Raw genomic sequence first — 26,039 nt, forward strand, 5'->3', positions numbered from 1 at the left:
AGAAATATAATCTGTTCACCTTTTTATAAGTAGTAAGGATTTTTTTGATAGGAATTTTTCATCTGATTTTTTAATTCGTTTTTACGTGTTTCAATAGTTGATATTTTTTGTAACGTAATAATTGAAACGAATTGAAAAAAAGCATAGTACAGTTCTATATTTTTATTTGTAGGATCATCTATTATGTTTTTCATAAATATACCTCCTTTTTTAATAATAAGACTTCCATATCAAAATTCAATGATACGTGGAGAATACCGACCCGCAAAAGTTCGATTGGTTTCCGGATAGGGTGGATAATACATGTATAGATTAAGACGCCACTATATATATGATAATATAAATATCCTGAAAATTCCATATGTAGCGGAAAATAGTGAGTGGAATGTACATTTTCGTCAAATTAGAACAGAATTTTTGAAGTTAAATCTTACAAATCGTCAAATCTTTTAAAAGTGATAGACAGTATCAAAAAAAGTTTTCTGAAAATATTATACTATTGATAAAAAAAGTATTTTTTGTCATGATAAGAGTATGCTTCATGGAAAGAACTTTACTAGGAATACATTCTTTGCATTGTATTAGATTAATAGAGTTTTTCGGAGTGGATAGGAAAAATATATTAAGATAATGAATGAAATGTCGAATTTTCAATGAAATACATATGGAATTTGAAAAAAGCATTGCAAAAACAGTAAGTTTAATGATAAAGTTCACATGAAGTTCACACAGAATTCACTTCATTCGTTTAAAATGAACTCTGTGTGAAAAATAAAACTCTTGTTAAAAAATGGAACTTAATGAATATTTTACTTTGATAATATTGTAATGTATTAAGTTTATAAGTTTTTTTAAGAGGATAGTAGGGAAAGGAAGTAAAGACAACTTATGAAAAAAGTAATTGCAGGTTTAGCAGCAGCTTCAGTAGTGGGTGTTGCAGTTCCAGGTATGGATTCTGCTCAGGCACAAGTTTCAAACGAGGCGCTAAAAGAAATTAATGGACAAAATCAAACTCAAAATCAAACGACTGTAACTGAAACAAAAACTGTAGAAACAAAATCTGACTTAAAATACACAGTAACTGCTGATGTATTAAATGTTCGTTCAGGTGCTGGTACAGGACATAACGTGATTTCTAAAGTGAAATCAGGTCAAGTACTACAAGTAATTGGACAAGAAAACGGTTGGTTCAAAGTAACTGTAAACGGTCAAACTGGTTATGTAAGTGGTGACTTCGTAACGACTGGTGGTAAAACAGGAACTACTGTTCAACAAGGAACTGGTACTTACACAGTAAACGTTTCTTCACTAAACGTACGTACAGGCCCAAGTGCATCTCATACAGTATTAGGCTCTGTAAATAAAGGTAAAACAGTACAAGTTGTTGGAGAAGTACAAGATTGGTTTAAAATCAATTTCAATGGTGGAACTGGATACGTAAGCAAAGACTTCGTAACAAAAGGTGGTTCTGCTGTATCTAACGAAACAAAACAACCAACTACAAACAACAATACTACTACAGTTCAAACTGGTGGTTCTTATGTTGTTAACACTGGTGCATTAAAAGTACGTACGGGCCCAGCTACATACAACGCTGTAATCGGTGGCGTAACACAAGGTAAAGTATTAAACGTTACTGGCGCTGAAAATGGTTGGTACAAAATTAACCATAACGGCCGCACAGGTTATGTAAGTGCAGACTTCGTTAAGTTTGTAAAAGGCGGAGTAAACAACGTTACAAATAACAATAACAATAACGTTACAAATAACGTTCAACAACCAGGTAAAGACGTACAAAAACCAACAACAGGTGGAGATACATCTTCAATCGCTGGATTCGCTAGATCTTTAAATGGTTCACCATACAGAACTGCTGGTACAACACCTGCTGGTTTTGATTGCAGTGGATTCATTCACTACGTATTAAATCAAACTGGTCATAAAGGCGCTCGTCAAACAGTTGCTGGATACTGGAGCTCTAAAACAAAAACTAGCAATCCACAACCAGGTGATTTAGTATACTTCCAAAATACTTATAAATCAGGTCCTTCTCATATGGGCGTTTACTTAGGAAACGGTCAGTTCATTAGTGCAGAAACAGATGCAACTGGTGTACGTATTAGTTCTGTAAGTAACTCTTACTGGAGCAAGCACCTATTAGGTTACACAAAAGCATACTAAGAAAAAGTAGTTTATATACTTTTTGTATAGAGAAAAGGCTTTCCAGGGAAACTTGGGAAGCCTTTTTATAGTTGAATAGACTGGGAATGTAGTAGTTTTTATTGTAACTTCCCATTTAAAAATCGAGCGTATAGGTCATGGAAATAGTTCGGACGAAATAAGTTTGCTGCATGTCCTGCAAGCGGTATTTCTTTATATAAAACGTTAGGAAGAATGGATTTCAAATCAAAAAGACAAGATTTATAGAGATGATCATGTTCACCCATTACCCATAGAATAGGGTGGGGAAGTGATTTTAATTTGGATTTTAAATCGAATTCTAAACGATGCCGTAATGATTGGGCAATAATTGATGAATGTAATTGCAATCCGAAACGGTAATAAATATTTCTTGAAATGACTGCGAACGGATTTGCCTTTAGTATGCCACTTGGAAAAATGGTATTTGCGTATTGAGAGAGCCATTTAGAGTAATCGTCTCCTCGCTTCTCCCAAAATTTTTGAAATACGTTATATAAAAGGGATGGATTATTATAATGTCCACCAATGTGACAAATGCTCAATACTTTTTCTGGATGCATTTGTGCAAAAATTGTAGAGATATAACAGCCGTAACTTAGAGCGCAAATATGAGCTTTTTGAACGCCTTCTTTTTCATATAAATTCAATAATTGATCTACGAGGCGCTGTAATGAAAATTCGATATCTGCACCTTTATCATCGCCATGACCTAATAAGTCGTAAGTTATAATGTTATAGGTGGCTGAAAATCGTTTATGCTCTTTTTTAAAGGCACGACGATTGCCGACTAAGCCATGAATAAAAATGATTGTTTCCTTTTCAGAATGTATATTTGTTTGCAAAAAGGATACTCCTTTCAATAACGGGAGATTTATATAGTATTGTAAATTGGTTATCTATAATTCGCATAGAATAATATTAAGTACCTGGTAATAATATCAGATGTTTATACTTGTTGTAAAGATGAGTTTGTATGTATATTTTGTAAAAACAGAAAAAATGTGTTTACATTCAGTTTACATTTGTATTGTATTCTATTTTTAGAAAGAACAGTTTGGTTTAACACGAGGAGATGAACAGGAATGGAAGTTAGAAATGAGATGAAGAAAAAAGGGAGCTGGAGGCAGTTTTTACGCCTTATTCAAGATACAAATCCTCCGAAAGGGATTCTTGCTTTTGCGTTATTAATGAGTTTGCTTTCTACAGGAGCGAGTTTATTTATACCGATGTTAACGAAAGGGTTAGTAGATAATTTTTCACTTTCGTCAATAAGTACAGGACAAATTGTTGGGCTAGTTGCATTCTTTATTATGCAAACTATAGCCGCAGGATTATCTATATATTTATTAAATTATATTGGACAGAAGATTGTAGCTGGATTGAGAGAACGCTTGTGGAAAAAGGTGCTTATATTACCAGTAACTTATTATGATCAAAATAGAACAGGCGATACAATTAGCCGTATGACAAATGATACAGGAGTTGTGAAAACATTAATTTCTGAGCACTTGTCAAACTTATTAACAGGTGGTATTTCAATTGTCGGATCATTAATTGTATTATTTGTTTTAGATTGGAAAATGACGCTTTTACTTTTAACAGTTATTCCATTATCAGTACTCATTTTAGTTCCACTGGGACGAAAAATGTATAAGATTTCAAAAGCACTTCAAGATGAAACGGCTTCTTTTACTAGTGTATTAACGCAAGTGTTATCAGAAATTCGTTTAGTGAAATCTTCGAACACAGAAAAAAAGGAATATGAAACTGGAAATAAAGGTATTGAAAAGCTATTGCAATTTGGTTTGAAAGAGGGAAAAGTGCAAGCGTTAATTTCACCAGTTATGTCGTTTGTTTTAATGGCATTGCTTGTTATTATCGTAGGATATGGTGGAATGCGAGTTTCTAGTGGTGCATTAACAACAGGAGAACTAGTAGCGTTTATTTTATATTTAGTTCAAATTATAATGCCGATGAGTCAATTATCCATGTTCTTTACACAATTCCAAAAGGCAATTGGTGCAACGGAAAGAATTAATACAATTTTAGAATATGAAGTAGAAGATCATGAAACTGGTGTGAAGGTTACAAATGCTAAGCAGCCAATCGTTCTTGAAAATGTACATTTCGAGTATAACGAAGACGAGCAAGTTTTAAAGAATATTGATTTCACAATTGAATCAGGAAAAGTAACAGCAATCGTAGGACCAAGTGGTAGCGGAAAAACGACGTTATTCTCACTATTAGAACGTTTTTACGAGCCAACTAGTGGTGCTATTAAATTAGGAAAAGACTCAATTAAGAATTATTCACTACAGTCATGGCGACGTCAAATTGGTTACGTTTCACAAGATAGTCCGTTAATTGATGGAACGATTCGTGATAATATTTGTTACGGTGTTGAGGGCGAAGTGACAGATGAAGAAATTGAAAAAGTAGCAGCAATGGCATATGTTGATGCATTTATTCATGATTTGCCAAACGGATACGCAACAGAAGTTGGAGAACGTGGTGTGAAGCTTTCTGGAGGACAAAGACAAAGAATTGCCATTGCCCGAGCATTACTTCGAAATCCACAAATACTTATGTTAGATGAAGCAACTTCCAGTCTAGATAGTAAATCTGAGTCTGTCGTTCAAAAGGCATTAAATAACTTAATGAAAGGCAGAACAACGTTAGTTATTGCACATAGACTTTCTACTGTTGTGGATGCAGATAAAATTATTTTTATAGAAAAAGGGAATCTTACAGGAAGCGGTACACATGATGAATTATTACACTCACATGATATGTATCGCGAATTTGCAACGCAACAATTGAAAATTAAAGAAGGTGCATTATAAAATGAATAATCAGTGGGGTATGTACTCCGCTGATTATTCATTTTTAAACGCTTTATAAAGGATGCTAATTAGAAAGGAAATGGTTTCTTTGATACCTAACATTTTAATAGTGGATGATGATCCACATATTAGAGAACTTGTTTCTGTATTTTTAGAACGAGAAGGTTTTCAAACATATGAGGCAATTGATGGACTAGATGCACTTCAGAAAATAGATGAAGTAAAAGTTGATATGGTTATTCTTGATATCATGATGCCGAATATGGATGGATTTGATGTGTGTTTTGAATTAAGGAAGTACTATGATATTCCGATTTTGATGCTAACTGCGAAAGGGGAAACATCTCAAAAAGTAAAAGGATTTCACCTTGGCACGGATGATTATCTTGTAAAACCATTTGATCCGATAGAACTAGTAGTGAGAGTTAAGGCACTACTGAAACGTTACCAAATTACAGTGTCGCAATCGATTCAAGTTGGAAATGTACTGTTAAATCGTAAAACATTTGAAGTTTCAGTTGGAGAACAAACAGTTACATTACCGCTAAAAGAATTCGAATTGCTCTTTACTTTAGGTTCTAAAGCAGGAAGAACTTGTTCGAGAGAGCAATTAATTGAAGATGTATGGGGATATGATTTTGAAGGGAATGAACGTACACTAGACGTTCATATTAATCGGCTACGTGAGAAGTTTCAAGAAGAGAAGTCGAAGTTTAGTATTAAAACGATAAGAGGCTTAGGGTATCGCTTAGAGGTAAGTAAATGAGAAAAAGAAAAGAAATGAGTAAGTTGAAGATGTTGAAAGTAACGGGAGCGATAATAGCACTCTTTTCTTTTCTTACTATAATTTGGTCTATCGCATTTTATGTAGCAACTAGTATATTGAATGCTCTTGAAATACATGTATCCTCGTTTGTTGCCTTTTTAATTAGTGATATGGTCGGTTTTGTATTTATTGTTCTTATTTGGACATTGTTTGGGATATTAATGAGGCCAAAACGACAGGCGATGATTTGGACTATTATTGAACCGATACAAAAAATTGCAAAAGGAGACTTCTCTGTAAAAATACGAAATGAAGAAAAGTATGATGGAGAAATTGGTGTACTCGTAAAAAGTATAAATGATATGACAGATGAACTAAATGCGATGGAGAAAATGCGTCAAGAATTTGTATCGAATGTTTCACATGAAATCCAGTCACCATTAACTTCTATAAAAGGATTCGCTAGAGCGCTACAAGACGATAATCTTTCCGAGGAAAAAAGAAAACATTATCTTACCATTATTGAAACGGAAACGACGAGATTATCTAAACTAAGTCAAAATTTACTGAAACTAACTCTTTTAGAGTCGGAAGAGTATACACCAGAAAGAGTGACTTATCGATTAGATCAACAGTTAAAGCAAATTGTATTAAATAGTGAACCGCTCTGGGCTGAAAAAGAAATTGAGCTAGAACTTAATTTAGAGAAAGTACACATTACCGCTGACCAAGAAAGTATGAGTCAAGTTTGGATTAATTTAATTCATAATAGTATTAAATTTACTTCAAGTGGTGGCAAAATTACAATCCAGTTACAAGAACATGAGAAAGTAGTGGAAGTACGTATTCGCGATTCGGGAATTGGTATATCTGAAAAACAGAAACAACATATTTTTGAACGTTTTTATAAAGCAGATTCTTCACGAAATCGTGCTTACGGAGGAAGTGGCTTGGGTTTGGCTATCGTAAAAAAAGTACTCGACCTTCATCAAGGAGAAATAAAAGTCGAGAGTGAAGAGGGGCATGGAACAGAATTTATTGTTTGTATTCCTAAATATGAAGAAAAGTAGTGTTAGGAGGAAAATCTTCTAACACTATTTCTCTTTAAAAATACATTTCCCATTACTGCAACTATATTGATAAGCTCTCCCTTCGCTATTCATACGGTATGAGTAATCTGATGCTTTATCTTTCTTGAAGTCAACGTACGCTTCTGCACCACTTTTATCATCATCTATATCAATGAATTGAACGGATCGTATAGAATAATCCTTATTTTCACTTAATCCCCTTTTTTGCAAGTTTGTATGAATACCTTCCACTAATTGGTCGAACAATGACCAGTTTAAATGAAGATTTTCAAATGACTCAGTATGTCTTCCTAGAATGCCATTGTCTTGTATTATTTTTTTATTATTATCGTATGTATAAGAGTATGTAAAATAAGGTTCGTCTTTATATACGACTTTTGCATAATAGCCGATATTATAAAGAGGAGTATATTTTCCGGTTATGCTTTGTATTTCTTTTTGCTTATATCCTTTTATAGTATGGAGATATTCGTTAGTATCTTTTTCTATTACTTTATAATGTAGTGGATTACCAAATATAAAGTACATAGCCAAAAGTATGATGCATAGTCCGACTGCAGTTAGTGACAAGAACCACTTTTTTCTTTTCATACACATACACCCTCCTATATGGGATTTATTTCTATTTTACGTGAATTATGGGAAAACATGAGAATTATAAATGAAAAATTTCTATAGTTACCTACAAGTAACCTACGCACATGAAAGTGCATCATTGCCTTTTTACATAAACATAGATACAATTTTAATATAATACATAACTGAGATGATTAAGGAGTGTTATACTTGGCAGAATTATTACAAGGCAAAAATGCTTTAATTACAGGAGCAGGTAGAGGGATTGGTCGTGCTGTAGCGATCGCATTAGCGAAAGAGGGCGTAAATGTCGGTCTTTTAGCTCGTTCAGAAGAAAACTTAAAAGCTGTAGCGAAAGAAGTAGAAGCAGAAGGCGTAAAAGCTGTTATTGCGACTGCTGATGTTTCTTCATACGAAGAAGTGACTACTGCGATTGAGACGTTAAAAAACGGTTTAGGATCTATCGATATTTTAATTAATAACGCTGGTATTTCTAAGTTCGGTAAGTTTTTAGAATTAGACGTTGCTGATTGGGAAAAAATCATTCAAGTAAACTTAATGGGTGTATACTATGCAACTCGTGCAGCTTTACCAAGCATGATTGAACAACAATCCGGTGATATCATTAACATTTCATCTACAGCAGGACAAAAAGGTGCACCTGTAACAAGTGCATATAGTGCTTCTAAATTTGGTGTTCTTGGCTTAACAGAATCGTTAGCGATGGAAGTTCGCAAACATAACATTCGTGTAACAGCTTTAACTCCAAGTACAGTAGCAACGGATATGGCTGTAGATTTAGGATTAACTGACGGAAACCCAGATAAAGTAATGCAAGCAGAAGATATTGCAGAGTTTATCGTAGCGCAGCTGAAATTAAATAAACGTACATTTATTAAATCAGCAGGACTTTGGTCTACTAATCCGTAAGGGATAAATGTATAAACAAAAGAAGGGATATTTATTCTGTAATGGAGTAGATGTCCCTTCTTTATTTTTGTTCATTAGACAGAATTTTCGGTATAATCAAATTTGAATAGTAAAAAAGTATCGAAAGGGATGGTATTTACATGAGTACGATTGAGAAATGGACGGCTGTTGATCAATATGTGAGTGATGTATTAATACCGAAAGATTCTACATTAGAAGAAGTTCTTCAAGCAAACGCTGCAGCTAATTTACCAGCACATGATGTATCGCCAACGCAAGGGAAGTTTTTGCAACTATTAGTACAAATTCAAGGAGCTCGAAACATTTTGGAAATTGGTACTCTAGGCGGATATAGCACGATATGGCTTGCAAGGGGCTTGCCATCTGAAGGCCGAGTTGTTACATTGGAAGCAAATGAAAAACATGCAGAAATTGCACGTAACAATATTGAACGTGCCAATTTGAATGATAAAATTGAAGTACGATTAGGATTAGCTTTAGATTCTTTACGGCAAATCGAAAATGAAAATTATGAACCATTTGATTTTATTTTCATAGACGCTGATAAACAAAATAACCCTACCTATTTTGAGTGGGCACTAAAACTATCACGCCCGGGTACTGTAATTATTGGAGATAACGTAGTACGTGAAGGAGAAATTATTAATAATACTAGCAGCGATCCTCGCGTACAAGGGATACGTCGCTTCTATGAATTAATAGCTGCAGAGCCACGTGTAAGTACTACTGCGCTTCAAACTGTCGGAAGTAAAGGATACGATGGGTTTGTCATGGCAGTCGTAAAAGAGTGATGTGAGGAGGTAAATGGGATGAAAAAGAAATTTCAAAAATTATAACATGTATCTTGTACAACGCAGCTACCTCGTGGACCTCCAATATACTTGGAAATATAAGTTTATATAAAAATTGGAGGTTAGGAATAGATGAGAACTGAAAAAGAAATGTTAGACTTAATTATAAATACAGCAAAAGAGGATGAAAGAATCCGAGCAGTTATCATGAATGGATCACGTGTAAATTCAAATGTGAAGAGAGATTGTTTTCAAGACTACGATATTATGTATGTTGTACATGATATACAATCTTTTACGTCTAATCATAATTGGATTCATAGATTTGGAGAAATAATGATTGTACAAATGCCAGAAGAAATGTCATTAATTCCAGCAGACGAAGACGGGAAATTTCCGTATTTAATGCAGTTTATGGATGGAAATCGAATTGATTTAACGCTCGTTCCATTTGATTTGATAAATAAGTTCGTTGGACAAGATAGTTTAAGTAAGCCGCTTCTCGATAAAGATAATTGTATTGTTGAATTTCCACCAGCAAGCGATAAAGACTACTTAATAAAAAAGCCTACAGAAAAAGAATTTTTAGATTGCTGTAATGAATTTTGGTGGTGTAGTACGAATGTAGGGAAAGGACTATGGAGAGAAGAACTTTCTTATGCGAAAGGGATGCTTGATGGTCCAGTACGAGATATGTTCATCGTACTGCTAGAATGGCATATTGGTATGAAAACAGACTTTACAGTTAATACAGGAAAGTTTGGGAAGCATTTCGAGCAATATATTGAAAAAGATATTTGGCAGTATTTTAAACTGACCTATTCGGATGCTGAATATGAAAACATATGGGAGTCATTCTTTGTCATGGGGAAATTATTTAGGGAAGTGGCGAACGAAATTGCTAACACATATGGATATCAATACCCGCAAGGTGATGATGACAGAGTGACAAGCTATTTAAAACATGTGAAAGCTTTGCCGAAAGATAGTACATCGATTTATTAATAATATAAAGCAATAAGACTGTCCTAATTACGGACAGTCTTATTTTTGTTCATGAATAGGAATTTCCCTAACAAAGTGCAGATGAATTACATATGAAATTTCAGGGAGGTTTTTATGATGTATTATTTTTATTCACCAGAAATATTTGCTCCATATCAATGGGGACTAGAACGAGATGTTTCGTACGCCTATATGCCATATCACTCATTTTATTATGGAGACTATATAAGCTCATTGCCATACGCATATATCCCTCAAAACTATGAAGTGCAAATGAAAGCATATGATCGTGGATCGTGGACACCATTTTCGTGGGTCGAAAAATATGCGTACGCATTTTCCGGACCATACAATAAAGCGGAAGTCGCTCTTACATTTGATGATGGACCAGATTTAGAATTTACGCCAAAAATTTTAGATAAGTTAAAACAACATAATGTAAAAGCGACTTTTTTCTTGCTTGGTGAAAATGCAGAGAAGTATCCGAATGTAGTAAAACGTATTGCGAATGAAGGGCATGTAATTGGTAATCATACGTATAGCCATCCAAATTTAGCGAAAGTAAATAATGCTGAGTACCGTAATCAAATTATAAAAACAGAAGAAATATTAAATGGTTTAGCTGGTTATGCACCGAAGTTTATTCGTCCGCCGTACGGTGAAATACTTGAAAATCAATTGAAGTGGGCGACAGAGCAAAATTTTATGATTGTACAGTGGAGTGTTGATACAGTTGATTGGAAAGGAGTAAGCGCTGATACGATTACAAATAATGTGTTAGGGAATTCATTTCCTGGCAGTGTCATACTTCAGCATTCAACGCCAGGCGGGCATTTACAAGGATCTGTAGAGGCACTAGACAAAATCATTCCGCAGTTAAAAACGAAAGGGGCACGTTTTGTAACGCTGCCAAGTATGTTCCAAACATCGAAAGAGAGAAAATAAAGTGGAGTTTAAATTAGTCGGGTATTGTCAATCATCCATTATTAAGAATAGGACTCCTAAGTACTTTAAAATGGGAGTCCTATCTTATTTATAAATTATTATTTTCTAGTAAGTCTTTTCCTTGCTCTATAACAAATTCATAGTATGCAAGATCATATGGATAAATATCTTCAAATGTTATCGTTATCGGTTTATTGCTTAAAACAGAAATAGTCGTTAAAGTTGCAATCTCTTTTTTTAATAGTTGTAAAAAAGAGGTTGCATGTACTTTCATCACATCGTCCACTTCTTCCCCTGGTGCAAATGGAAGTGGATTGATGACATTGTGGAAATACATATGACAAAACTCGCGATCTGTAAGATTTGAAATTTCATAATCTATTTTAAAGATGCCTTTGTATGCTAAATCAGTCGTTTGAAATGAAAGCCCCAATTCTTCTTCAATTTCACGAAGACCACCAATTTGTACATCTTCATCGTGCATAATATGTCCGGCTGAAGTAATATCCCATATACATGGAGCTTCTTTTTTATTTTTAGAGCGTAATTGGAAATATAAGAACATATCTTCAGCATCTTTTTCTACAAACCAACAATGAAATGTTTCGTGCCAATCACCGTCACGATGCACTTCATCACGCAATTTCTTCCCAAGTGTATTTCTTTCAGGATCAAATATTGTTAACCACTCTGTCATTTTAATTCCCCTTTCTGCAAATTTTATTATACAATATTTGTATTGAATTTTGGGAAGATAAAGAAAAAAGGAGTGGTTAATAGTGGGGATAGAGCGTACGGAAATAAAATCGATTATTTCAACAGAGGAAGAATTACGGAAAATATTGGGGCAACCAAGTGAGCGAGCGTTAAAGAAAGTTATTTCATCATTAGACCACCATTGCGTAGATTTCCTGTCTAAATCTCCTTTTCTAGTATTATCTACTGCAAATAAATTAGGAGAGTGTGATGCTTCACCGAGAGGAGACGCACCTGGATTTGTATACGTATTAAATAATAATAAAATTATCATTCCAGAAAGACCAGGTAACCGTCGTATAGATTCCATTTTGAACATTATTTCAAATCCATACGTAGGGTTACTATTTTTTATTCCTGGACTTGGGGAGACGCTCCGAATAAACGGCCGAGCGTATATTACAAACGATGAAGAGATATTGCAAGAAATGCAGGCGAATGGACGCAATCCGTTACTTGGAATTGTCGTTGAAATAGAAGAGTGTTATATTCATTGCGCAAAAGCTTTTATCCGATCTAAGATGTGGGATCCAGAATCTTGGTTACATAAAAAAGAGTTACCTTCAGCAGCAAAAATGTTGCTGGAGCATGCGAAAGTAAATACTTCTGAAGAAGATGTTGCACGTTCTTTAGAAGAAAGTTATACGAAAAGATTGTATTGAAAAAACTTTATAGATATAGTTTTGTAAGGTGAATATGTACACATTTTAGAATGGGATATTCATATAGGAATCGTTGATTTACAAACTGGATAAATAACTAAATAGGTAAATCAAGTGGTAGTTGCATAATGCTATTTTGAAATACAATAAAAAATGATTTTGAAAATTGTTAGTAAAAATAGGCTTGCTTTTTGAAAAGTTGATAACTATAATAAGTTAACAAATAGACATGAACGAAAAAGTAACGATAAGGACACGAAATTATTTTTACGGTTTACAGAGAGGGAAGTCAAGGGTGTGAGCTTCCTAACACGAGAAATGATTTTACCACCTTTGAACTTCAATAGTGAACGAGTAATCTAGTAATTATTGACGGAATCAGCCGTTATCTGAACTTGAGCAATCTAGAAGGAAATACGTCTAGATTGGAACAAGGGTGGAACCACGAAAACACATTCGTCCCTTTCCTAGGGATGAGTGTGTTTTTTTATGGATATGAAGATTGAAAATTAAAAATAATTAAAAAACGGTATTGATTTTGTTGTTTATACGAGTATAATGAATTAACAAATAAACATGAACGAAAAAGTAACGATAAGGACATGAAATCATTTTTACGGTTTACAGAGAGGGAAGCCAAGGGTGTGAGCTTCCTAACACGAGAAATGGTTTTACCACCTTTGAACTTCAATAGTGAACGAGTAATCTAGTAATTATTGACGGAATCAGCCGTTATCTGAACTTGAGCAATCTAGAAGGAAATACGTCTGGATTGGAACAAGGGTGGAACCACGAAAACACATTCGTCCCTTTCCTAGGGATGAGTGTGTTTTTTTATTACTTTGAAAGGAGGTGCTGTAACATGAAACGATTTGTACGTACGGAAATAACCACCACCTGCATGATTAAAAAGCAGAGCAAGGTGATTGATAAAGATAAAAAATAAAATTGTAGGAGGAGATTAGAAGATGAATAACGTTATTAATGTTGGGGTGTTAGGCTTAGGTACGGTCGGAAGTGGTGTTGTCCATATTTTGAAAGAACATTATAAAAAAATTGCACTTGATACAGGGTATGAAGTGAAGGTAAAGACAGTCGTTGTACGTGACTTAGAAAAAGAACGTGATGTTTGTATTGATGGAATCGTAGTAACAAGTCATGTCGATGAAGTTCTAAATGATTCAAATATTGATATTGTAGTAGAGGTAATGGGCGGAATTGAAGAAGCGAAGCAGCACATTGTTAAGGCTTTACGAAATAAGAAGCATGTCGTAACAGCAAATAAAGATTTAATGGCTGTATACGGTGCAGAGCTTCTTCAACTGGCGAACGATAATGATTGTGATTTATGTTATGAAGCAAGTGTAGCGGGCGGTATTCCGGTGTTAAGAGGCTTAACAGACGGTTTAGCTTCAGATCAAATTGAAAAAATAATGGGAATTGTAAATGGCACAACAAATTACATGTTAACAAAGATGAGTCAAAATGGATGGTCGTATGAAGAGGCATTACAAGAAGCACAAAAATTAGGTTTCGCAGAATCAGATCCAACAGCGGATGTAGATGGGCTAGATGCAGCGAGAAAGGTAGCCATTCTTGCAAACTTAGGTTTTTCGATGAATGTTTCTTTAGATGATGTGCAAGTAAGAGGGATTCGAAAGGTCGAAAAAGAAGATTTACAAATGGCTGAAAAGTTAGGATTTACTATGAAATTAATTGGGAAAGCAGAGAAACAAGGATCAGCCATTCATTTAAGTGTAGAACCGACACTTTTACCAAGACATCATCCATTATCGAATGTAAATAATGAATTTAATGCAGTATATGTTCACGGTCAAGCGGTAGGAGAAGTAATGTTTTACGGCCCGGGAGCTGGGAAGTTACCGACTGGTTCTGCTGTAGTAAGTGATATTATTTCAATCGTAAAAAGTATGAATCAAGTTCCGAAAAATAAAAGTGCGTTAAAAGAACCAGAACCGTATGAATTACAAGGAGATGAAGAAGTCGTTTCGAAATATTTCTTACGTATTTCATTACGAGATGAACCTGGGATGTTGCAAAAAATAACAGAATGTTTCGTTAATTATTCTGTAAGTTTAAAAGAAGTTATTCAATTACCTTTAAATCGTGAACTTGCAGAAGTCGTTGTTGTGACACATCAAACTTCAAAGTATCAATTCGAACGAGTGCTAGGGGCGATAGAAGATGTCGCAAGTGAAATAAACAGTTATTACATTATTGAGGAGGAAAAACAATATGTATAAAGGATTATTAAAACAGTATGCTTCTTATTTACCGGTGAATGAAAATACACCTGATGTGAGCTTAATGGAAGGGAATACACCGCTTATTCCGTTATTAAATATATCAAAACAATTAGGAATTCAGTTATACGGTAAGTATGAAGGAGCGAATCCGACAGGTTCTTTTAAAGATCGTGGTATGGTAATGGCTGTTGCGAAGGCGAAAGAAGAAGGTTCGGAGGCAATTATTTGTGCATCAACAGGTAATACTTCGGCATCGGCCGCAGCATACGCGGCACGCCTTGGAATGAAATGTATAATCGTAATCCCTGAAGGAAAGATTGCACATGGAAAATTAGCGCAAGCAGTCGCCTATGGAGCTGAAATTATTTCAATAGAAGGAAATTTTGATGATGCACTTAAGGCTGTAAGAAATATTGCTGCTGAAGAGCCGATTACATTAGTAAACTCAGTGAATCCTTATCGAATTGAAGGGCAAAAAACAGCAGCATTTGAAATTTGTGACCAGTTGCAAGGTGCACCAGATGTTTTAGCGATTCCTGTTGGAAATGCTGGAAATATTACAGCGTACTGGAAAGGTTTCTGTGAATATGAGAAAGAAAAAGGCTATAAGAAGCCAAGAATTCACGGGTTTGAAGCGGAAGGAGCAGCTGCTATTGTAAAAGGACATGTCATTGAAGAACCTGAAACAATTGCAACAGCGATTCGCATCGGTAACCCAGCGAGTTGGTCATATGCAGTAGAGGCTGCTAAGCAATCTCACGGTGAAATAGATATGGTATCAGATGAAGAAATATTACATGCGTATAGATTATTAGCAAAAACGGAAGGGGTTTTCGCTGAGCCAGGATCAAATGCTTCATTAGCCGGCGTTATTAAACATGTTCAATCTGGAAAAATCAAAAAAGGAGAGACAGTTGTTGCGGTTTTAACTGGAAATGGGTTGAAAGATCCTGATATCGCAATCTCTTCTAATACATTAGATATTGCAAGTGTTTCAAATGATATAGGACAAATTAAAGAGCATATAAAAGGGGTGATTATGTCGTGATACCATTAAGTATTCGTGTTCCTGCTAGTACAGCGAATGTTGGACCTGGATTTGATTCAGTAGGAATAGCTTTGTCATTATATTTAGATGTAGTAGTAAAAGAGAAAGCTGATAAATGGGAAGTAATTCATTCCTTTGAAGAATCAATTCCGACAGACGATAAAAATTTAATCGTTAGCACGGCATGTAAAGTGAGTCCTTCTTTATTACCCCATATAATAGAAGTTACTAGTAATATCCCACTAACAAGAGGGCTAGGAAGTAGTGCGTCAGCCATTGTAGCAGGGATAGAGCTTGCGAATCAACTTGGCAATTTGAACTTAACAACTGATCAAAAAGTTCAAATTGCTACAAATTTTGAAGGACATCCTGATAATGTTGCTGCTTCTATATTAGGAGGAACTGTAATCGGAGCACTGGATGGAAAGAATGTTTCGGTTGTAAGAATTGAAAGTAAGGAATTAGGTGTAATCTCTCTTATTCCAAATGAAGAGTTAAATACGGAGGAAAGCCGATCTGTATTACCAGATGTGTTTCCGTTTCATGAAGCAGTTAAGGCTAGTGCAATCAGCAACGTATTAGTAGCTGCGTTTTGTCAAAAGAAGTGGGAAGTTGTAGGAGAAATGATGGAAAGAGATCATTTTCACGAGCCATTTCGTTTAGAACTGGTCCCGTTATTACCATCTATTCGTAAATGTGCAAAAGAATTTGGAGCATACGGCACAGCGCTTAGTGGTGCAGGCCCATCCATTTTTATATTAACGCCATATGATAAACGACAAGAAATTGGTGAGCAATTAGCGAGAGTATTTACGTCTATGAATGTGTGCGAGCTAGAAATCGATCATAGAGGAATTACTGTAAATAAAGAAGAACATATAGGGCTATAAAAAAGCTAGCATTGCTAGCTTTTTTTGTTGTAAATATCTTTTCAGTTGGCATATAAAAGAAAAGTAATAATGTATAATTTAGTAAAGCGTGTATTCATTTGGAGGTGATCGTATGAAGAAAGAGTCACCAGAAGAAAAGAGAGAACGTATAAGGCAAAGTGAATTGAAAAATAATCCTACCGGTTCTTTAAAGGATGGATTAAACAGAGCTGAATCAGGTAGTCCAGTTGATATGACAGGTGGTATGAATTGGAAAGGTACAGCGCTAGTAATTGTAGTGCTAGTTTTAGGCTATATTATATACACTTATTTTTTTAGTTAAGAAATGCACGTTAAAGCTATGAATTATTTGCTTTTATAAGTAGTGAGGATTGTACTACATATACTTTAAACAAATTATTGTTGTCCATACACACTTATTTTTAATACTCAAAATAGAGCTAGCGTTATGCTAGTTCTATTTTTTTGCCACATTCCTGTAACAAAGCCCCTGTATATTCAGTGGTGGAGGTGCAGAAGATGAAAAAAATGATAGCGATATGTCTTCTTACAACTATGTCATTTTCGACTTTAGTTGGGTGTGATGTAAAAGGTAATAATGCTGTACAAGAGTCTAAAATAAAGAAAGCGACGTATAAAGAATTTACTTACGATGTAAATCCAGAAACTTTCACGTTAACTGTAGAACATGATGGTGTAAAGGAACAGGCGTCACAGCCGTTACCGAAAATGAAGGTGTCGAATGTGAAAAAAGATAACGGGCGCACATCATGGGAATACCCAGATCAAAAAGTAAAAGTGAATGTAGAAAAGAAAAAAGATCACTTAAATATTGAAGTGGAATCAATTGGTGCAGAAAGCTTCACATGGCCGAAAGTACAAGCTGAAAATTATACACTTCCGTTATGGGAAGGAAAGCAAATTCCGAGTAATGATGAAAATTGGAAGAAGTTTTTAAAGGATGATGCATATTCATTTGCTGAATCATTTTCTATGAAGTTTTTTGCGTTAAATGGTTCGAAATATTCCATTGTATATATTGCGAACAATATGTTTAATAATGAATTGAAATTTCATTCGGATCCGAAAATAGGATTTGATTTTATACATGAATTCCCGAGCATAAATAAAAATAAAACATATGGATTTCAATTATATGTGACAAATAATGATGCAGTGAGTATTGCTAAACTGTATAAGGATAATATTGCTGGAAAAGGTGAATTTAAAACATTACAAGAAAAGGCTAGAAAAAATAAAGAGATTGAAAAACTTTATGGTGCGGCTCATTTTTATTTTTGGAATCAAAATGGTTTGTCTGACAGTAACGTAAATTGGCCAAAGATAAGAGAGCAAATAAATAGCCCAGTGTTTAGCCATATAAAAGAGCTTATTCAAAAGAATAGTTCGGAGCCTGGCGAATTGAATGTATTTGAGCAAGTAAGTAAACAAAATTTCATTGATCAGTACCAAAAAAATGTTATTTTGCGTTATGTAAATGAAGTATTATCAATGAAGGAATTGTATAAAGAGGATATTTTCCCAAAAGTTGATCAGAAGGCTAGTGAGTTATTAAACAAAGGTGTAGATCAGTTATCGAAGATGGAGTTATATAACTTAAATAAGCATGTATTAAAGTCGGCGCTCGGCGATGCGGTTGAAGAAGTTAGTAAATGGGGTAAGGCAGATGGAACGGATATTATAAAGGAAATGAAAGCAGCAGGAATAGACAATGCGTGGATTGGGTTACCGAACTGGGAACAAGGGTATATGCAGCCTGATTTCGTGACAGAAGCTAAGAAAATGGGATATTTAGTTGGTCCGTATGATTCGTACCATTCTATTCACGAAAAGGCTGATAAAAATTGGAATACAGCTTCTTTTCATGATCCATCGTTATATGAAGAGGCAACTGTGACGAAGAAAAATGGAGAAAAAGTGCAAGGGTTTTTAGGGAGAGGGCGAAAATTAAATCCAACTTTATCTCTTCCTAGTGTAAAAGAGCGAATGAACGATATATTACAAAATGGACCTAAATATAATTCATGGTTTATTGATTGTGATGCAACAGGTGAAATTTATGATGACTATTCGGCCAAACATATAACAACACAAGAACAAGATTTAAAAGCAAGGTTGCAACGAATGGATTATATTGCGCAAGAAAAAGGTATGGTAGTTGGTTCAGAAGGTGGAAATGACTTCGCAAGTAGCACGATTGCATTTGCTCACGGTATTGAAACACCGGTTATTAAATGGGACGATGAAGATATGAGGAAAAATAAAACTAGTCCGTATTATGTGGGCGGATATTGGTCACCGAATCAAAATGTTCCAGAAAAATATGCAAAACAAGTACCGTTAAAAGAAGAATATAAACAAGTATATTTAAATCCAGTATATTCGGTACCGTTATATAAATTAGTATACAACGATTCTGTAATTACAACGCATCACTGGGAATGGGGAAGTTTGAAAGTAAAAGATGAGGTAGGAAACCGTATGTTATATGAGTTATTGTATAATGTTCCTCCGTTATACCATTTAGATGAAGTAGAGTGGAATAAGCATAAACAAGAAATTACGCAGCATCTGAAAGTCTGGAATGAAGTTCATGAAAAGGCAGTAAAAGAAGAAATGACGAACTTTGCATATTTGTCAGAAGATAAATTAGTCCAATCTGCCTCATATGGAAAAGATATTAAAGTTATTGTGAATTTCTCAAATGAAGAGGTAGAAATAGATAAGGCGAAACTAAAAGCAAAATCCGCTGTTATTTATAATCATGGGAAGAAAACAATGTATACACCGCTTGAGGGATAATATGAAATGTATTGTTGCATTACTAATTTTTCAGGTGAAAATTGAAGGGTTCAAAACGAATAAATTTATAAATCTTTAATTTCGGATGTTACGAAGCGTCAAATTTTTGAAGTTGAAAAATAGTGACTTGCCAAAAATAAGCACGAGAGTATAATGTGAAATGGAATACATATTGGATTTATCATGTAACCTTACAAAAATGTAAGGTGTTTGAAAGGAAATTCAATATGAAGATTGCTAGACATACATTATACTAGGGAAAGAGAAAGAGAGGCGAATGAAGATGAGCTCTGAATTAGAACAAAATACGAGAAGCAATAAAAAACGTTCTAAAAGAAAGTCAATAAAATGGTTCATTTTAATTCCATTTTTCCTACTTATTTTTGGAGGAGTAGGATATGGATCATTAATATATAATAAAGCAAAAGCTGTTGTAAGTGATGCGTATGCACAAATTGATAAATCATCAAAACGTGATAAAGAAGTTGAGCCTTTAAAGGATAACATCTCTATTTTAATTATGGGTGTAGATGGTAGTGAAATGCGAAAAAGTCAATACGGAGAAGCAGTTCGAACAGATGCACTTTTATTAGCAACAATTAATAAAGATGATAAATCAGTAAAATTAGTAAGTATTCCGCGTGATTCACGTGTATATATTCCATCTAGAAAGAAATTAGATAAAATTACACACGCACACGTATTTGGTGGTGTTGAAAGTACACGAGATACAGTGGAAAGATTTTTAAATGTTCCTGTTGATTATTATGTGAAGTTTAACTTTGAATCATTCGTACAAATTGTCGATTCACTTGGTGGTATTGATATTGATGTACCTGTTACTTTCACAGAGCAAGATAGTAAAGACCAAGCGGGTATGATTCATTTAGAGAAAGGTTACCAACATTTAAATGGGGAACAAGCACTTGCACTTGCAAGAACACGTAAAATTGACAGTGATGCCATGCGTGGCCAAAGACAACAACTTGTAATAGAAGCAATTGCAAAAAAAGCAATGTCTGTCCAATCTATTAGCAAAATGGGCTCTTTACTTGATGCGGTTGATAAAAATATGAAAACGAACTTAACTTTCGATGATATGCTTGCGATTACAAAAAATATGGCAGGGTCTAATTTGGAAATGGAAAAAATGCAAGTAGAAGGTACGGATAAACGTATCGGAGGTATTTATTATTACATTCCAAATGAAAAAAATGTGAAAGATATTTCGAGAAAATTAAATGATCATTTAGGTGTAACACCAAAACCAGTTCGAAACGAATAATAAAAAAAGATTGGCTTTCGCCAATCTTTTTTTATCGGAATGGTTTTGTAACTTTTCTGTAACGATTTTTTATTTTAGAAAAATTATACTCATATGTATGAGAATATTGGAGAAGCAAAAAGTAAAGAGAAATAATGAAAATCTGTAATAAGGAAAGATATCATATGCAGAAATGGATAGGCATGATGGGAATCATTTTTATGTTGACTGGATGTAAAATGACTGAAGCCCCAACAAGTTTAATGGGTGCTCCTGCCAATGAAAAATGGATTAATGAACTAAAAGAGCAAGTAGATAAAGATTTGCCTGTTAATTATCGATTGCTTACTCCAATGTCTAATAAAGATAAACAGATGATTTGGTCAATGGATTTTAAACAAGATAATAAAAAAGAAGCCATTTTATTTTATAAATTGCCGAATGAAGATCATAGCGTATATTTAGCCGTATATGAAGAAGCCGGAAATGGGTGGAAAGTAAAGTCCACACATAGATTTGATGGTGGAGATGTAGATGTCGTTGAAGTCGGTGATTTTACAGGAAACGGGAAGCGGGAGTTACTAATCGGAATTTCTGTAAGTCGTGAATCGTTAGAACATGTTATGTATGTTTTTTCGGAAGAAAATGAAGATATGAAGGAAATATATAATCGAAGTTATACGAAGTTATTCATAGAAGATCTAAATAAAAATGGACTGAAAGATATAAGCCTTGTTACGTATGAAAAGGATGAGAAATTGACAGTTGAGTTCATGGAACAATTTAAGACTGTATCTGAAGCGTCATTCGATCCATTTATAAATAGCATCCAAAGAATACAAATGGGCCGCATTTCTAAATCACTAAAGGCAGTTGTAATTGATGCAGGTGTTGGCGCTCATTCAGGGATAACATATGTAGCAAAATTTGATAAGGGTCATTATGATCCACTACCTATAGATGGAAAAGAAGATTTATTCAATGATTATGTAGTTGAAAGCAAAGATATAAATGAAGACGGCATTATTGAATTTGTTCGTACAGTGCGTCCAAAAGGTTGGGAAGAGGCATCATACGGAGAGAGTACGATGTTTGAACGTTATATTCAGTGGAGTGAAGATGGAATTAAATCGATAGAAGAAAGATATGTAAATATAGAGAAAGGTTATTTTGTCAAAATCCCGCAAGCATTAATTGGAAAAATAACTGTTCCAGTCCAGCAAGAAGCATCAGAAGTTCAAAAATTTATAGATACAACGACAAATGAACTATGGCTTGAAGTCCATATATTTAAGCGGAGAGAATGGTTGAAAATAAAGGGATACGAGGCAGCAGTGAAAACGGCTTCTCACGTATACGCCGTACCGAAACAACCACATTTTGAAAAAGTGAAAGCATATGTAAAGCCGCTAGCGGATTATCAACAAGAGTAGGGAGGTGGAAATTATGCCAACAATTTTAGTTTTAGAAGATGAAATGCCTATTCGTAGTTTTATCGTCTTAAATTTGAAACGTGCTGGATTTTATGTATTAGAAGCTAGTACGGGAGAAGAGGCGTTACAGATTTTATGTGAACATACTGTTGATGTAGCATTGCTTGATGTAATGTTACCAGGAATGGATGGTTTTCAAGTTTGTAAAGCGATCCGAGAAGAAAATAAAAAAATCGGTATTATTCTGTTAACCGCACGTGTACAAAATGAAGATAAGGTACAAGGATTAGGGATTGGTGCAGATGATTATATCGCAAAGCCGTTTAGTCCAGTGGAATTAACTGCACGTATACAATCGTTATTAAGAAGAATAGAAGTACATGATGAAAAAGCAAATACAATCATATCTGGCCCGTTTTCTTTAAATGTTATAGAAGAAAGATTATATAAAAGTGGACAATTAGTTGATTTAACCCCTACAGAGTATATGATATTACAGTATTTAATGAATCAGGCTTCAAAGCCGGTTTCACGTGATGAGATTTTAAATATGATTTGGGGAACGAATTATGTAGGTGAGACGAAAGTAGTAGATGTAAATATGAGGCGGTTACGTCAAAAGATAGAATGTAATCCATCAGAACCTGAATTTATTCTTACTGTGTGGGGAAAAGGATATGTGTGGAAGGAAAGTATAAGATGAAAAGAAAAGTGACTTTATATTTTATGACGGTCATTATACTTATGCTTGTATTATTTGAAGTCGTATTTTCAGTCTCCATTTATCGATATTATTATAATGGTATTGTGCAATATATAGAATCTCATGCGAAGACAAGTACACGATTTTTCTCTGAATACAATTCACTATACTTTATTCGTTTGCAAGAATACAGCGGGGATATAATTGAGAGCTTTCAGTTAGAAGGAACTGAATTACAATTAATTGATCGACATGGTACGATTATACAGTCGTCAAGTGGACAAAAGGTAGAAGGTAAAGTAGTTATTCCGTATTCGTTACTAGAAGGAGAAATGTACCATCAAGTGACTACTACGAAAGAAAATGTGAAACAATTAGAAGTGATTAGTCCACTTATTCATCAAGGACAAACGATCGGTGTTTTGAAATATACGACTGTTTTAACGAATGTAAATGCAAAGATTATCGAAATCATTATGTTTACTATTTCTGTAGGTATTGTTATTTCAGGAATTGTATTCTTAATCAGTAGACGATTAGCGAATTCGTTTGTTAAACCAATTGAATCTATTATTCATGCTTCTTCACAAATTGCAGAAGGTACATTAAAGAAAAAAATTAAAGAGGATTATCCTGGTGAATTAGGTGAGTTGGCACATAGTTTAAATCATATGTCTAATAAAATAGAAAAAGCGGAACAGATGAAAAATGAATTCATTGCTTCGATTTCTCATGAAATACGAACGCCTTTAACTGGAATTAAAGGCTGGAGTGAGACGTTAAAAACGGTAGATCATCTAACCGAAGAAGAGATAAAGCAAGGTATGGGAATTATATCAGGTGAGACAGACCGATTGATTCATTTAGTAGAAGAATTGCTAGATTTTTCAAGATTACAATCAAATCATTTCAATTTATATAAACAAAAGGTGCAAATATACGATATACTAGAGGAGACGATTTGGCAATTAACTCCTAACGCTGAAGAGAAACAAATTCAATTTATGAATACGATAGAAAGAATTGAATTGATGGGAGATCGAAATAGGCTAAAGCAAATTTTCTTGAATATTGTTCAAAATGCTATTAAATATTCACATGAAAAAGGTACAATTTACATTGAAGCGACTAAAAATGAAGGACAAGCAGTAATCAAGGTGAAAGACGAAGGGATTGGAATTGCTAAAGAGCATTTACCATATATAGAACAGTCATTTTACCAGATTAATAACCATGTTACAGGTGCTGGTCTTGGTTTAGCTATCGTAAAAAAAATGGTAGAGCTTCATGGAGGTACACTTAGTTTTATAAGTAAAGAGGGAGTAGGAACAACCATTTTGATAAAACTCCCATTATAATACATATGTATAGGTCTGTTTATATAGTGTAATAAAATAAATAGATGTATAATTATATTGGGTGATTTATATATAAGATTAATAGGGAGAGGAATTAGATAGAATGGAAAAAGCTTTTAAAATTAAACGAGTAGTAGTCGTTTTAATAGCGATTGCAGCAGTAGCTATTGGGTATTTCATGTTTCAATCCATTACTTCACCAGCAAAGGCTGTTGCAAAACAAGAAAATGTAGTACAGCTTGCAAGTGAACAACCGAAAGTAGAAATGATTAAAACGGCACCAAGTCGTTTTAATGGGAAAGAAAGAAAAGTTGCTTATCTTACATTTGATGATGGCCCAGGGAAATATACGGCTGAATTGTTAAATATGTTAAAACAGCATGATGCGAAGGCGACGTTCTTTTTAATTGGAGCGAATGTAAAAGAATTTCCGGATTTAGTGAAACGTGAAGATGCAGAAGGTCATTATGTAGGTATGCATAGTATGACACATAATTTTGCAAAGCTATATAAAAATGGCGAGTATGTAAATGAAATGAAAGAAGATCAAAGCTTAATCGCAAATATTATTGGAAAATCACCTAAATTAACACGTCCACCATACGGTTCGATGCCTGGATTAAATGAAGGTCTTCGAAATAAAGTGGTAGAGGGCGGTTTTAAAGTATGGGATTGGACAATTGATTCATTAGATTGGAAATATAATAAAATGCAAGTTGATGCAGCGGCAGCACAAATTGCTCAAAACGTAATTACACATGCAACAAAACCACAGGAAGTTATTTTAATGCATGACATTCACCCACAATCAGTTGCTGCTGTGCCAGCAATTTTAAAAGGCTTAAAAGAAAAGGGTTATGAGTTTGAAGCTTATCATGAAGAAAGTCACTTCCCAGTGAATTTCTGGCATGATAACCGTATGTAATGGAGGAATGAACGTTGAAGTATGGAAAAGTAGCAGTAGTTGGAGCACTATCAGTAGGATTATTGACAGGTTGTTTCGGTGAAAAACCAGAAGAAAATCTTTATACAGCTTTTGAAACAGCGGCAACACAAGAAAAATCATTAGTTGATGAAGCGAAGAAGTTAGAGAAGTTAGAGAAGGAAGGTCAAGAGCTATATTCTCAAATTTTACAAGAAGGTAAAGATCATAATGACGCTGTTATGAAGAAGATAGAGCAAGCTACTGCAAATGTAGATGACCGTGAAAAAGTATTAAAAACTGAGAAAGAAATGCTAGAAAAAGCTCAGAAAGAAACGAAATCTGTGCAGGGAAATATAGAAAAGCTTGAAGATAAGAAGTTACAAAAACAAGCGAAAGCAGTAGAAGAGTCGTATAAAAACCGTTATGATGCATTCCAAAAGATGAATGAAAATTATACGAAGGCGTTAGCGACTGAAAAAGAACTGTATGAAAAATTAAAAGTAAAAGAAACGAAATTAAAAGAGATTGGTGAAAAAGTTAAAGCTGTTAATGAATCAACTGTGGAAGCACAAAAATCAAAAGAGCAATTTAACAATTTTACAAAAGAGTATAATGACAGTAAATTAGCATTCTACAAAGATGCAGAGATTAAGATTAAAGATCAGAAATAAAGAAGAATCTTAAGCATAATAAAAAGCCGGAGAAACATCGTTACAAATGTTTTTTCGGCTTTTTACGTT

The 26,039-nt window shown here is 34.3% G+C and carries 25 protein-coding genes and 2 other annotated features; of the genes, 21 read left to right on the forward strand and 4 right to left on the reverse strand.

Going from position 1 to position 26,039, the window contains the following annotated elements:
- Positions 1–23 precede the first annotated feature (23 nt).
- Positions 24–194, reverse strand: coding sequence for a hypothetical protein (locus ACHZK0_RS09610; protein ID WP_061676863.1), 171 nt, complete (start codon positions 192–194; stop codon positions 24–26).
- A gap of 109 nt (positions 195–303) precedes the next feature.
- On the opposite strand from ACHZK0_RS09610, the gene ACHZK0_RS09615 reads away from it, so the two are divergent.
- Both ACHZK0_RS09615 and entFM read left to right on the forward strand, forming a co-directional pair.
- Positions 304–453, forward strand: coding sequence for a hypothetical protein (locus ACHZK0_RS09615; RefSeq protein ID WP_262742437.1), 150 nt, complete (start codon positions 304–306; stop codon positions 451–453).
- A 435-nt stretch (positions 454–888) separates the two neighbouring features.
- On the forward strand, positions 889–2,181 hold the full coding sequence (gene entFM / locus ACHZK0_RS09620; RefSeq protein ID WP_262742436.1) for an enterotoxin EntFM: 1,293 nt from the start codon (positions 889–891) through the stop codon (positions 2,179–2,181).
- Between the two features lie 98 nt (positions 2,182–2,279).
- Here the strand turns inward: entFM and ACHZK0_RS09625 are convergent, their stop codons facing one another.
- Positions 2,280–3,044, reverse strand: a complete 765-nt coding sequence (locus ACHZK0_RS09625) for an alpha/beta fold hydrolase (protein ID WP_262742435.1) — start codon at positions 3,042–3,044, stop codon at positions 2,280–2,282.
- Positions 3,045–3,284: 240 nt separating this feature from the next.
- Here ACHZK0_RS09625 and ACHZK0_RS09630 point away from each other — a divergent pair, with 240 nt between their 5' ends.
- The 3 genes from ACHZK0_RS09630 to hitS all read left to right on the forward strand — a co-directional run bounded on the left by ACHZK0_RS09630 (position 3,285) and on the right by hitS (position 6,881).
- Complete coding sequence (locus ACHZK0_RS09630) at positions 3,285–5,045, forward strand: ABC transporter ATP-binding protein (RefSeq protein ID WP_262742433.1); 1,761 nt, start codon at positions 3,285–3,287, stop codon at positions 5,043–5,045.
- 88 nt (positions 5,046–5,133) lie between these two features.
- Entirely contained in the window at positions 5,134–5,811 is a 678-nt protein-coding gene (gene hitR / locus ACHZK0_RS09635) for an envelope stress response regulator transcription factor HitR (RefSeq protein ID WP_060633118.1), read from the forward strand.
- Entirely contained in the window at positions 5,808–6,881 is a 1,074-nt protein-coding gene (hitS, locus tag ACHZK0_RS09640) for an envelope stress sensor histidine kinase HitS (protein WP_262742431.1), read from the forward strand. The genes hitR and hitS overlap by 4 nt, the downstream gene beginning before the upstream one ends.
- A gap of 24 nt (positions 6,882–6,905) precedes the next feature.
- Here hitS and ACHZK0_RS09645 read toward each other — a convergent pair whose 3' ends face one another.
- Positions 6,906–7,493, reverse strand: a complete 588-nt coding sequence (locus ACHZK0_RS09645) for a DUF3139 domain-containing protein (RefSeq protein WP_262742429.1) — start codon at positions 7,491–7,493, stop codon at positions 6,906–6,908.
- Between the two features lie 195 nt (positions 7,494–7,688).
- Between ACHZK0_RS09645 and ACHZK0_RS09650 the strand changes: the two genes are divergently transcribed.
- From ACHZK0_RS09650 to ACHZK0_RS09665, 4 genes are all read left to right on the forward strand, one after another.
- Positions 7,689–8,408 carry a 3-ketoacyl-ACP reductase gene (locus ACHZK0_RS09650; protein WP_000818985.1) on the forward strand — a complete coding sequence of 240 codons (720 nt, stop codon included), beginning with the start codon at positions 7,689–7,691 and terminating at the stop codon, positions 8,406–8,408.
- A 140-nt stretch (positions 8,409–8,548) separates the two neighbouring features.
- On the forward strand, positions 8,549–9,220 hold the full coding sequence (locus ACHZK0_RS09655) for an O-methyltransferase (protein WP_262742427.1): 672 nt from the start codon (positions 8,549–8,551) through the stop codon (positions 9,218–9,220).
- A gap of 132 nt (positions 9,221–9,352) precedes the next feature.
- Positions 9,353–10,225 carry an aminoglycoside 6-adenylyltransferase gene (locus tag ACHZK0_RS09660; protein ID WP_262742426.1) on the forward strand — a complete coding sequence of 291 codons (873 nt, stop codon included), beginning with the start codon at positions 9,353–9,355 and terminating at the stop codon, positions 10,223–10,225.
- Between the two features lie 117 nt (positions 10,226–10,342).
- Positions 10,343–11,170: a peptidoglycan-N-acetylglucosamine deacetylase gene (locus ACHZK0_RS09665; protein WP_262742451.1), complete on the forward strand. Its 828-nt coding sequence runs from the start codon at positions 10,343–10,345 to the stop codon at positions 11,168–11,170.
- 88 nt (positions 11,171–11,258) lie between these two features.
- Here ACHZK0_RS09665 and ACHZK0_RS09670 read toward each other — a convergent pair whose 3' ends face one another.
- Entirely contained in the window at positions 11,259–11,867 is a 609-nt protein-coding gene (locus ACHZK0_RS09670; protein WP_262742424.1) for an NUDIX hydrolase, read from the reverse strand.
- An 82-nt stretch (positions 11,868–11,949) separates the two neighbouring features.
- On the opposite strand from ACHZK0_RS09670, the gene ACHZK0_RS09675 reads away from it, so the two are divergent.
- The 12 genes from ACHZK0_RS09675 to ACHZK0_RS09730 all read left to right on the forward strand — a co-directional run bounded on the left by ACHZK0_RS09675 (position 11,950) and on the right by ACHZK0_RS09730 (position 25,970).
- Complete coding sequence (locus ACHZK0_RS09675; RefSeq protein WP_063261822.1) at positions 11,950–12,588, forward strand: pyridoxamine 5'-phosphate oxidase family protein; 639 nt, start codon at positions 11,950–11,952, stop codon at positions 12,586–12,588.
- A gap of 235 nt (positions 12,589–12,823) precedes the next feature.
- Positions 12,824–13,055, forward strand: a binding site (T-box leader).
- Positions 13,056–13,170: 115 nt separating this feature from the next.
- Positions 13,171–13,402, forward strand: a binding site (T-box leader).
- 154 nt (positions 13,403–13,556) lie between these two features.
- Positions 13,557–14,852 carry a homoserine dehydrogenase gene (locus tag ACHZK0_RS09680; protein ID WP_063261823.1) on the forward strand — a complete coding sequence of 432 codons (1,296 nt, stop codon included), beginning with the start codon at positions 13,557–13,559 and terminating at the stop codon, positions 14,850–14,852.
- Positions 14,845–15,903 carry a threonine synthase gene (thrC, locus tag ACHZK0_RS09685; RefSeq protein WP_262742422.1) on the forward strand — a complete coding sequence of 353 codons (1,059 nt, stop codon included), beginning with the start codon at positions 14,845–14,847 and terminating at the stop codon, positions 15,901–15,903. Before ACHZK0_RS09680 ends, thrC begins: the two co-directional genes overlap by 8 nt.
- Positions 15,900–16,793, forward strand: coding sequence for a homoserine kinase (thrB, locus tag ACHZK0_RS09690; protein WP_262742420.1), 894 nt, complete (start codon positions 15,900–15,902; stop codon positions 16,791–16,793). The genes thrC and thrB overlap by 4 nt, the downstream gene beginning before the upstream one ends.
- 112 nt (positions 16,794–16,905) lie before the next feature.
- Positions 16,906–17,115 carry a DUF6366 family protein gene (locus ACHZK0_RS09695; RefSeq protein ID WP_061676877.1) on the forward strand — a complete coding sequence of 70 codons (210 nt, stop codon included), beginning with the start codon at positions 16,906–16,908 and terminating at the stop codon, positions 17,113–17,115.
- Between the two features lie 197 nt (positions 17,116–17,312).
- Positions 17,313–19,616 (forward strand): glycoside hydrolase, encoded by a 2,304-nt coding sequence (locus ACHZK0_RS09700; protein ID WP_270341083.1) that lies wholly within the window; start codon positions 17,313–17,315, stop codon positions 19,614–19,616.
- Positions 19,617–19,899: 283 nt separating this feature from the next.
- Positions 19,900–20,901, forward strand: coding sequence for an LCP family protein (locus ACHZK0_RS09705; protein ID WP_262742417.1), 1,002 nt, complete (start codon positions 19,900–19,902; stop codon positions 20,899–20,901).
- A gap of 164 nt (positions 20,902–21,065) precedes the next feature.
- A complete protein-coding gene (locus ACHZK0_RS09710) occupies positions 21,066–22,313 on the forward strand; it encodes a hypothetical protein (RefSeq protein ID WP_395761482.1) in 1,248 nt (415 codons plus the stop codon).
- Between the two features lie 13 nt (positions 22,314–22,326).
- Complete coding sequence (locus ACHZK0_RS09715; RefSeq protein ID WP_262742415.1) at positions 22,327–23,016, forward strand: response regulator transcription factor; 690 nt, start codon at positions 22,327–22,329, stop codon at positions 23,014–23,016.
- Complete coding sequence (locus ACHZK0_RS09720; RefSeq protein ID WP_270341090.1) at positions 23,013–24,374, forward strand: sensor histidine kinase; 1,362 nt, start codon at positions 23,013–23,015, stop codon at positions 24,372–24,374. The genes ACHZK0_RS09715 and ACHZK0_RS09720 overlap by 4 nt, the downstream gene beginning before the upstream one ends.
- A 103-nt stretch (positions 24,375–24,477) precedes the next feature.
- Positions 24,478–25,299 (forward strand): peptidoglycan-N-acetylglucosamine deacetylase, encoded by an 822-nt coding sequence (locus ACHZK0_RS09725; RefSeq protein WP_262742413.1) that lies wholly within the window; start codon positions 24,478–24,480, stop codon positions 25,297–25,299.
- Between the two features lie 14 nt (positions 25,300–25,313).
- A complete protein-coding gene (locus tag ACHZK0_RS09730; protein ID WP_061680438.1) occupies positions 25,314–25,970 on the forward strand; it encodes a YkyA family protein in 657 nt (218 codons plus the stop codon).
- Positions 25,971–26,039: the final 69 nt, after the last annotated feature.

This window comes from Bacillus sp. 3G2 (genome assembly GCF_044324725.1).
Taxonomy (GTDB): domain Bacteria; phylum Bacillota; class Bacilli; order Bacillales; family Bacillaceae_G; genus Bacillus_A; species Bacillus_A mobilis.

What these genes read in the sequence shown, in the direction of transcription:
- ACHZK0_RS09610 (WP_061676863.1), bottom strand. Translation starts at nt 194, where the DNA reads ATGAAAAACATAATAGATGATCCTACAAATAAAAATATAGAACTGTAC.
- ACHZK0_RS09615 (WP_262742437.1), top strand. Translation starts at nt 304, where the DNA reads ATGTATAGATTAAGACGCCACTATATATATGATAATATAAATATCCTG.
- entFM (WP_262742436.1), top strand. Translation starts at nt 889, where the DNA reads ATGAAAAAAGTAATTGCAGGTTTAGCAGCAGCTTCAGTAGTGGGTGTT.
- ACHZK0_RS09630 (WP_262742433.1), top strand. Translation starts at nt 3,285, where the DNA reads ATGGAAGTTAGAAATGAGATGAAGAAAAAAGGGAGCTGGAGGCAGTTT.
- hitS (WP_262742431.1), top strand. Translation starts at nt 5,808, where the DNA reads ATGAGAAAAAGAAAAGAAATGAGTAAGTTGAAGATGTTGAAAGTAACG.
- ACHZK0_RS09645 (WP_262742429.1), bottom strand. Translation starts at nt 7,493, where the DNA reads ATGAAAAGAAAAAAGTGGTTCTTGTCACTAACTGCAGTCGGACTATGC.
- ACHZK0_RS09655 (WP_262742427.1), top strand. Translation starts at nt 8,549, where the DNA reads ATGAGTACGATTGAGAAATGGACGGCTGTTGATCAATATGTGAGTGAT.
- ACHZK0_RS09660 (WP_262742426.1), top strand. Translation starts at nt 9,353, where the DNA reads ATGAGAACTGAAAAAGAAATGTTAGACTTAATTATAAATACAGCAAAA.
- ACHZK0_RS09665 (WP_262742451.1), top strand. Translation starts at nt 10,343, where the DNA reads ATGTATTATTTTTATTCACCAGAAATATTTGCTCCATATCAATGGGGA.
- ACHZK0_RS09670 (WP_262742424.1), bottom strand. Translation starts at nt 11,867, where the DNA reads ATGACAGAGTGGTTAACAATATTTGATCCTGAAAGAAATACACTTGGG.
- ACHZK0_RS09680 (WP_063261823.1), top strand. Translation starts at nt 13,557, where the DNA reads ATGAATAACGTTATTAATGTTGGGGTGTTAGGCTTAGGTACGGTCGGA.
- thrC (WP_262742422.1), top strand. Translation starts at nt 14,845, where the DNA reads ATGTATAAAGGATTATTAAAACAGTATGCTTCTTATTTACCGGTGAAT.
- ACHZK0_RS09695 (WP_061676877.1), top strand. Translation starts at nt 16,906, where the DNA reads ATGAAGAAAGAGTCACCAGAAGAAAAGAGAGAACGTATAAGGCAAAGT.
- ACHZK0_RS09700 (WP_270341083.1), top strand. Translation starts at nt 17,313, where the DNA reads ATGAAAAAAATGATAGCGATATGTCTTCTTACAACTATGTCATTTTCG.
- ACHZK0_RS09705 (WP_262742417.1), top strand. Translation starts at nt 19,900, where the DNA reads ATGAGCTCTGAATTAGAACAAAATACGAGAAGCAATAAAAAACGTTCT.
- ACHZK0_RS09710 (WP_395761482.1), top strand. Translation starts at nt 21,066, where the DNA reads ATGCAGAAATGGATAGGCATGATGGGAATCATTTTTATGTTGACTGGA.
- ACHZK0_RS09715 (WP_262742415.1), top strand. Translation starts at nt 22,327, where the DNA reads ATGCCAACAATTTTAGTTTTAGAAGATGAAATGCCTATTCGTAGTTTT.
- ACHZK0_RS09720 (WP_270341090.1), top strand. Translation starts at nt 23,013, where the DNA reads ATGAAAAGAAAAGTGACTTTATATTTTATGACGGTCATTATACTTATG.
- ACHZK0_RS09725 (WP_262742413.1), top strand. Translation starts at nt 24,478, where the DNA reads ATGGAAAAAGCTTTTAAAATTAAACGAGTAGTAGTCGTTTTAATAGCG.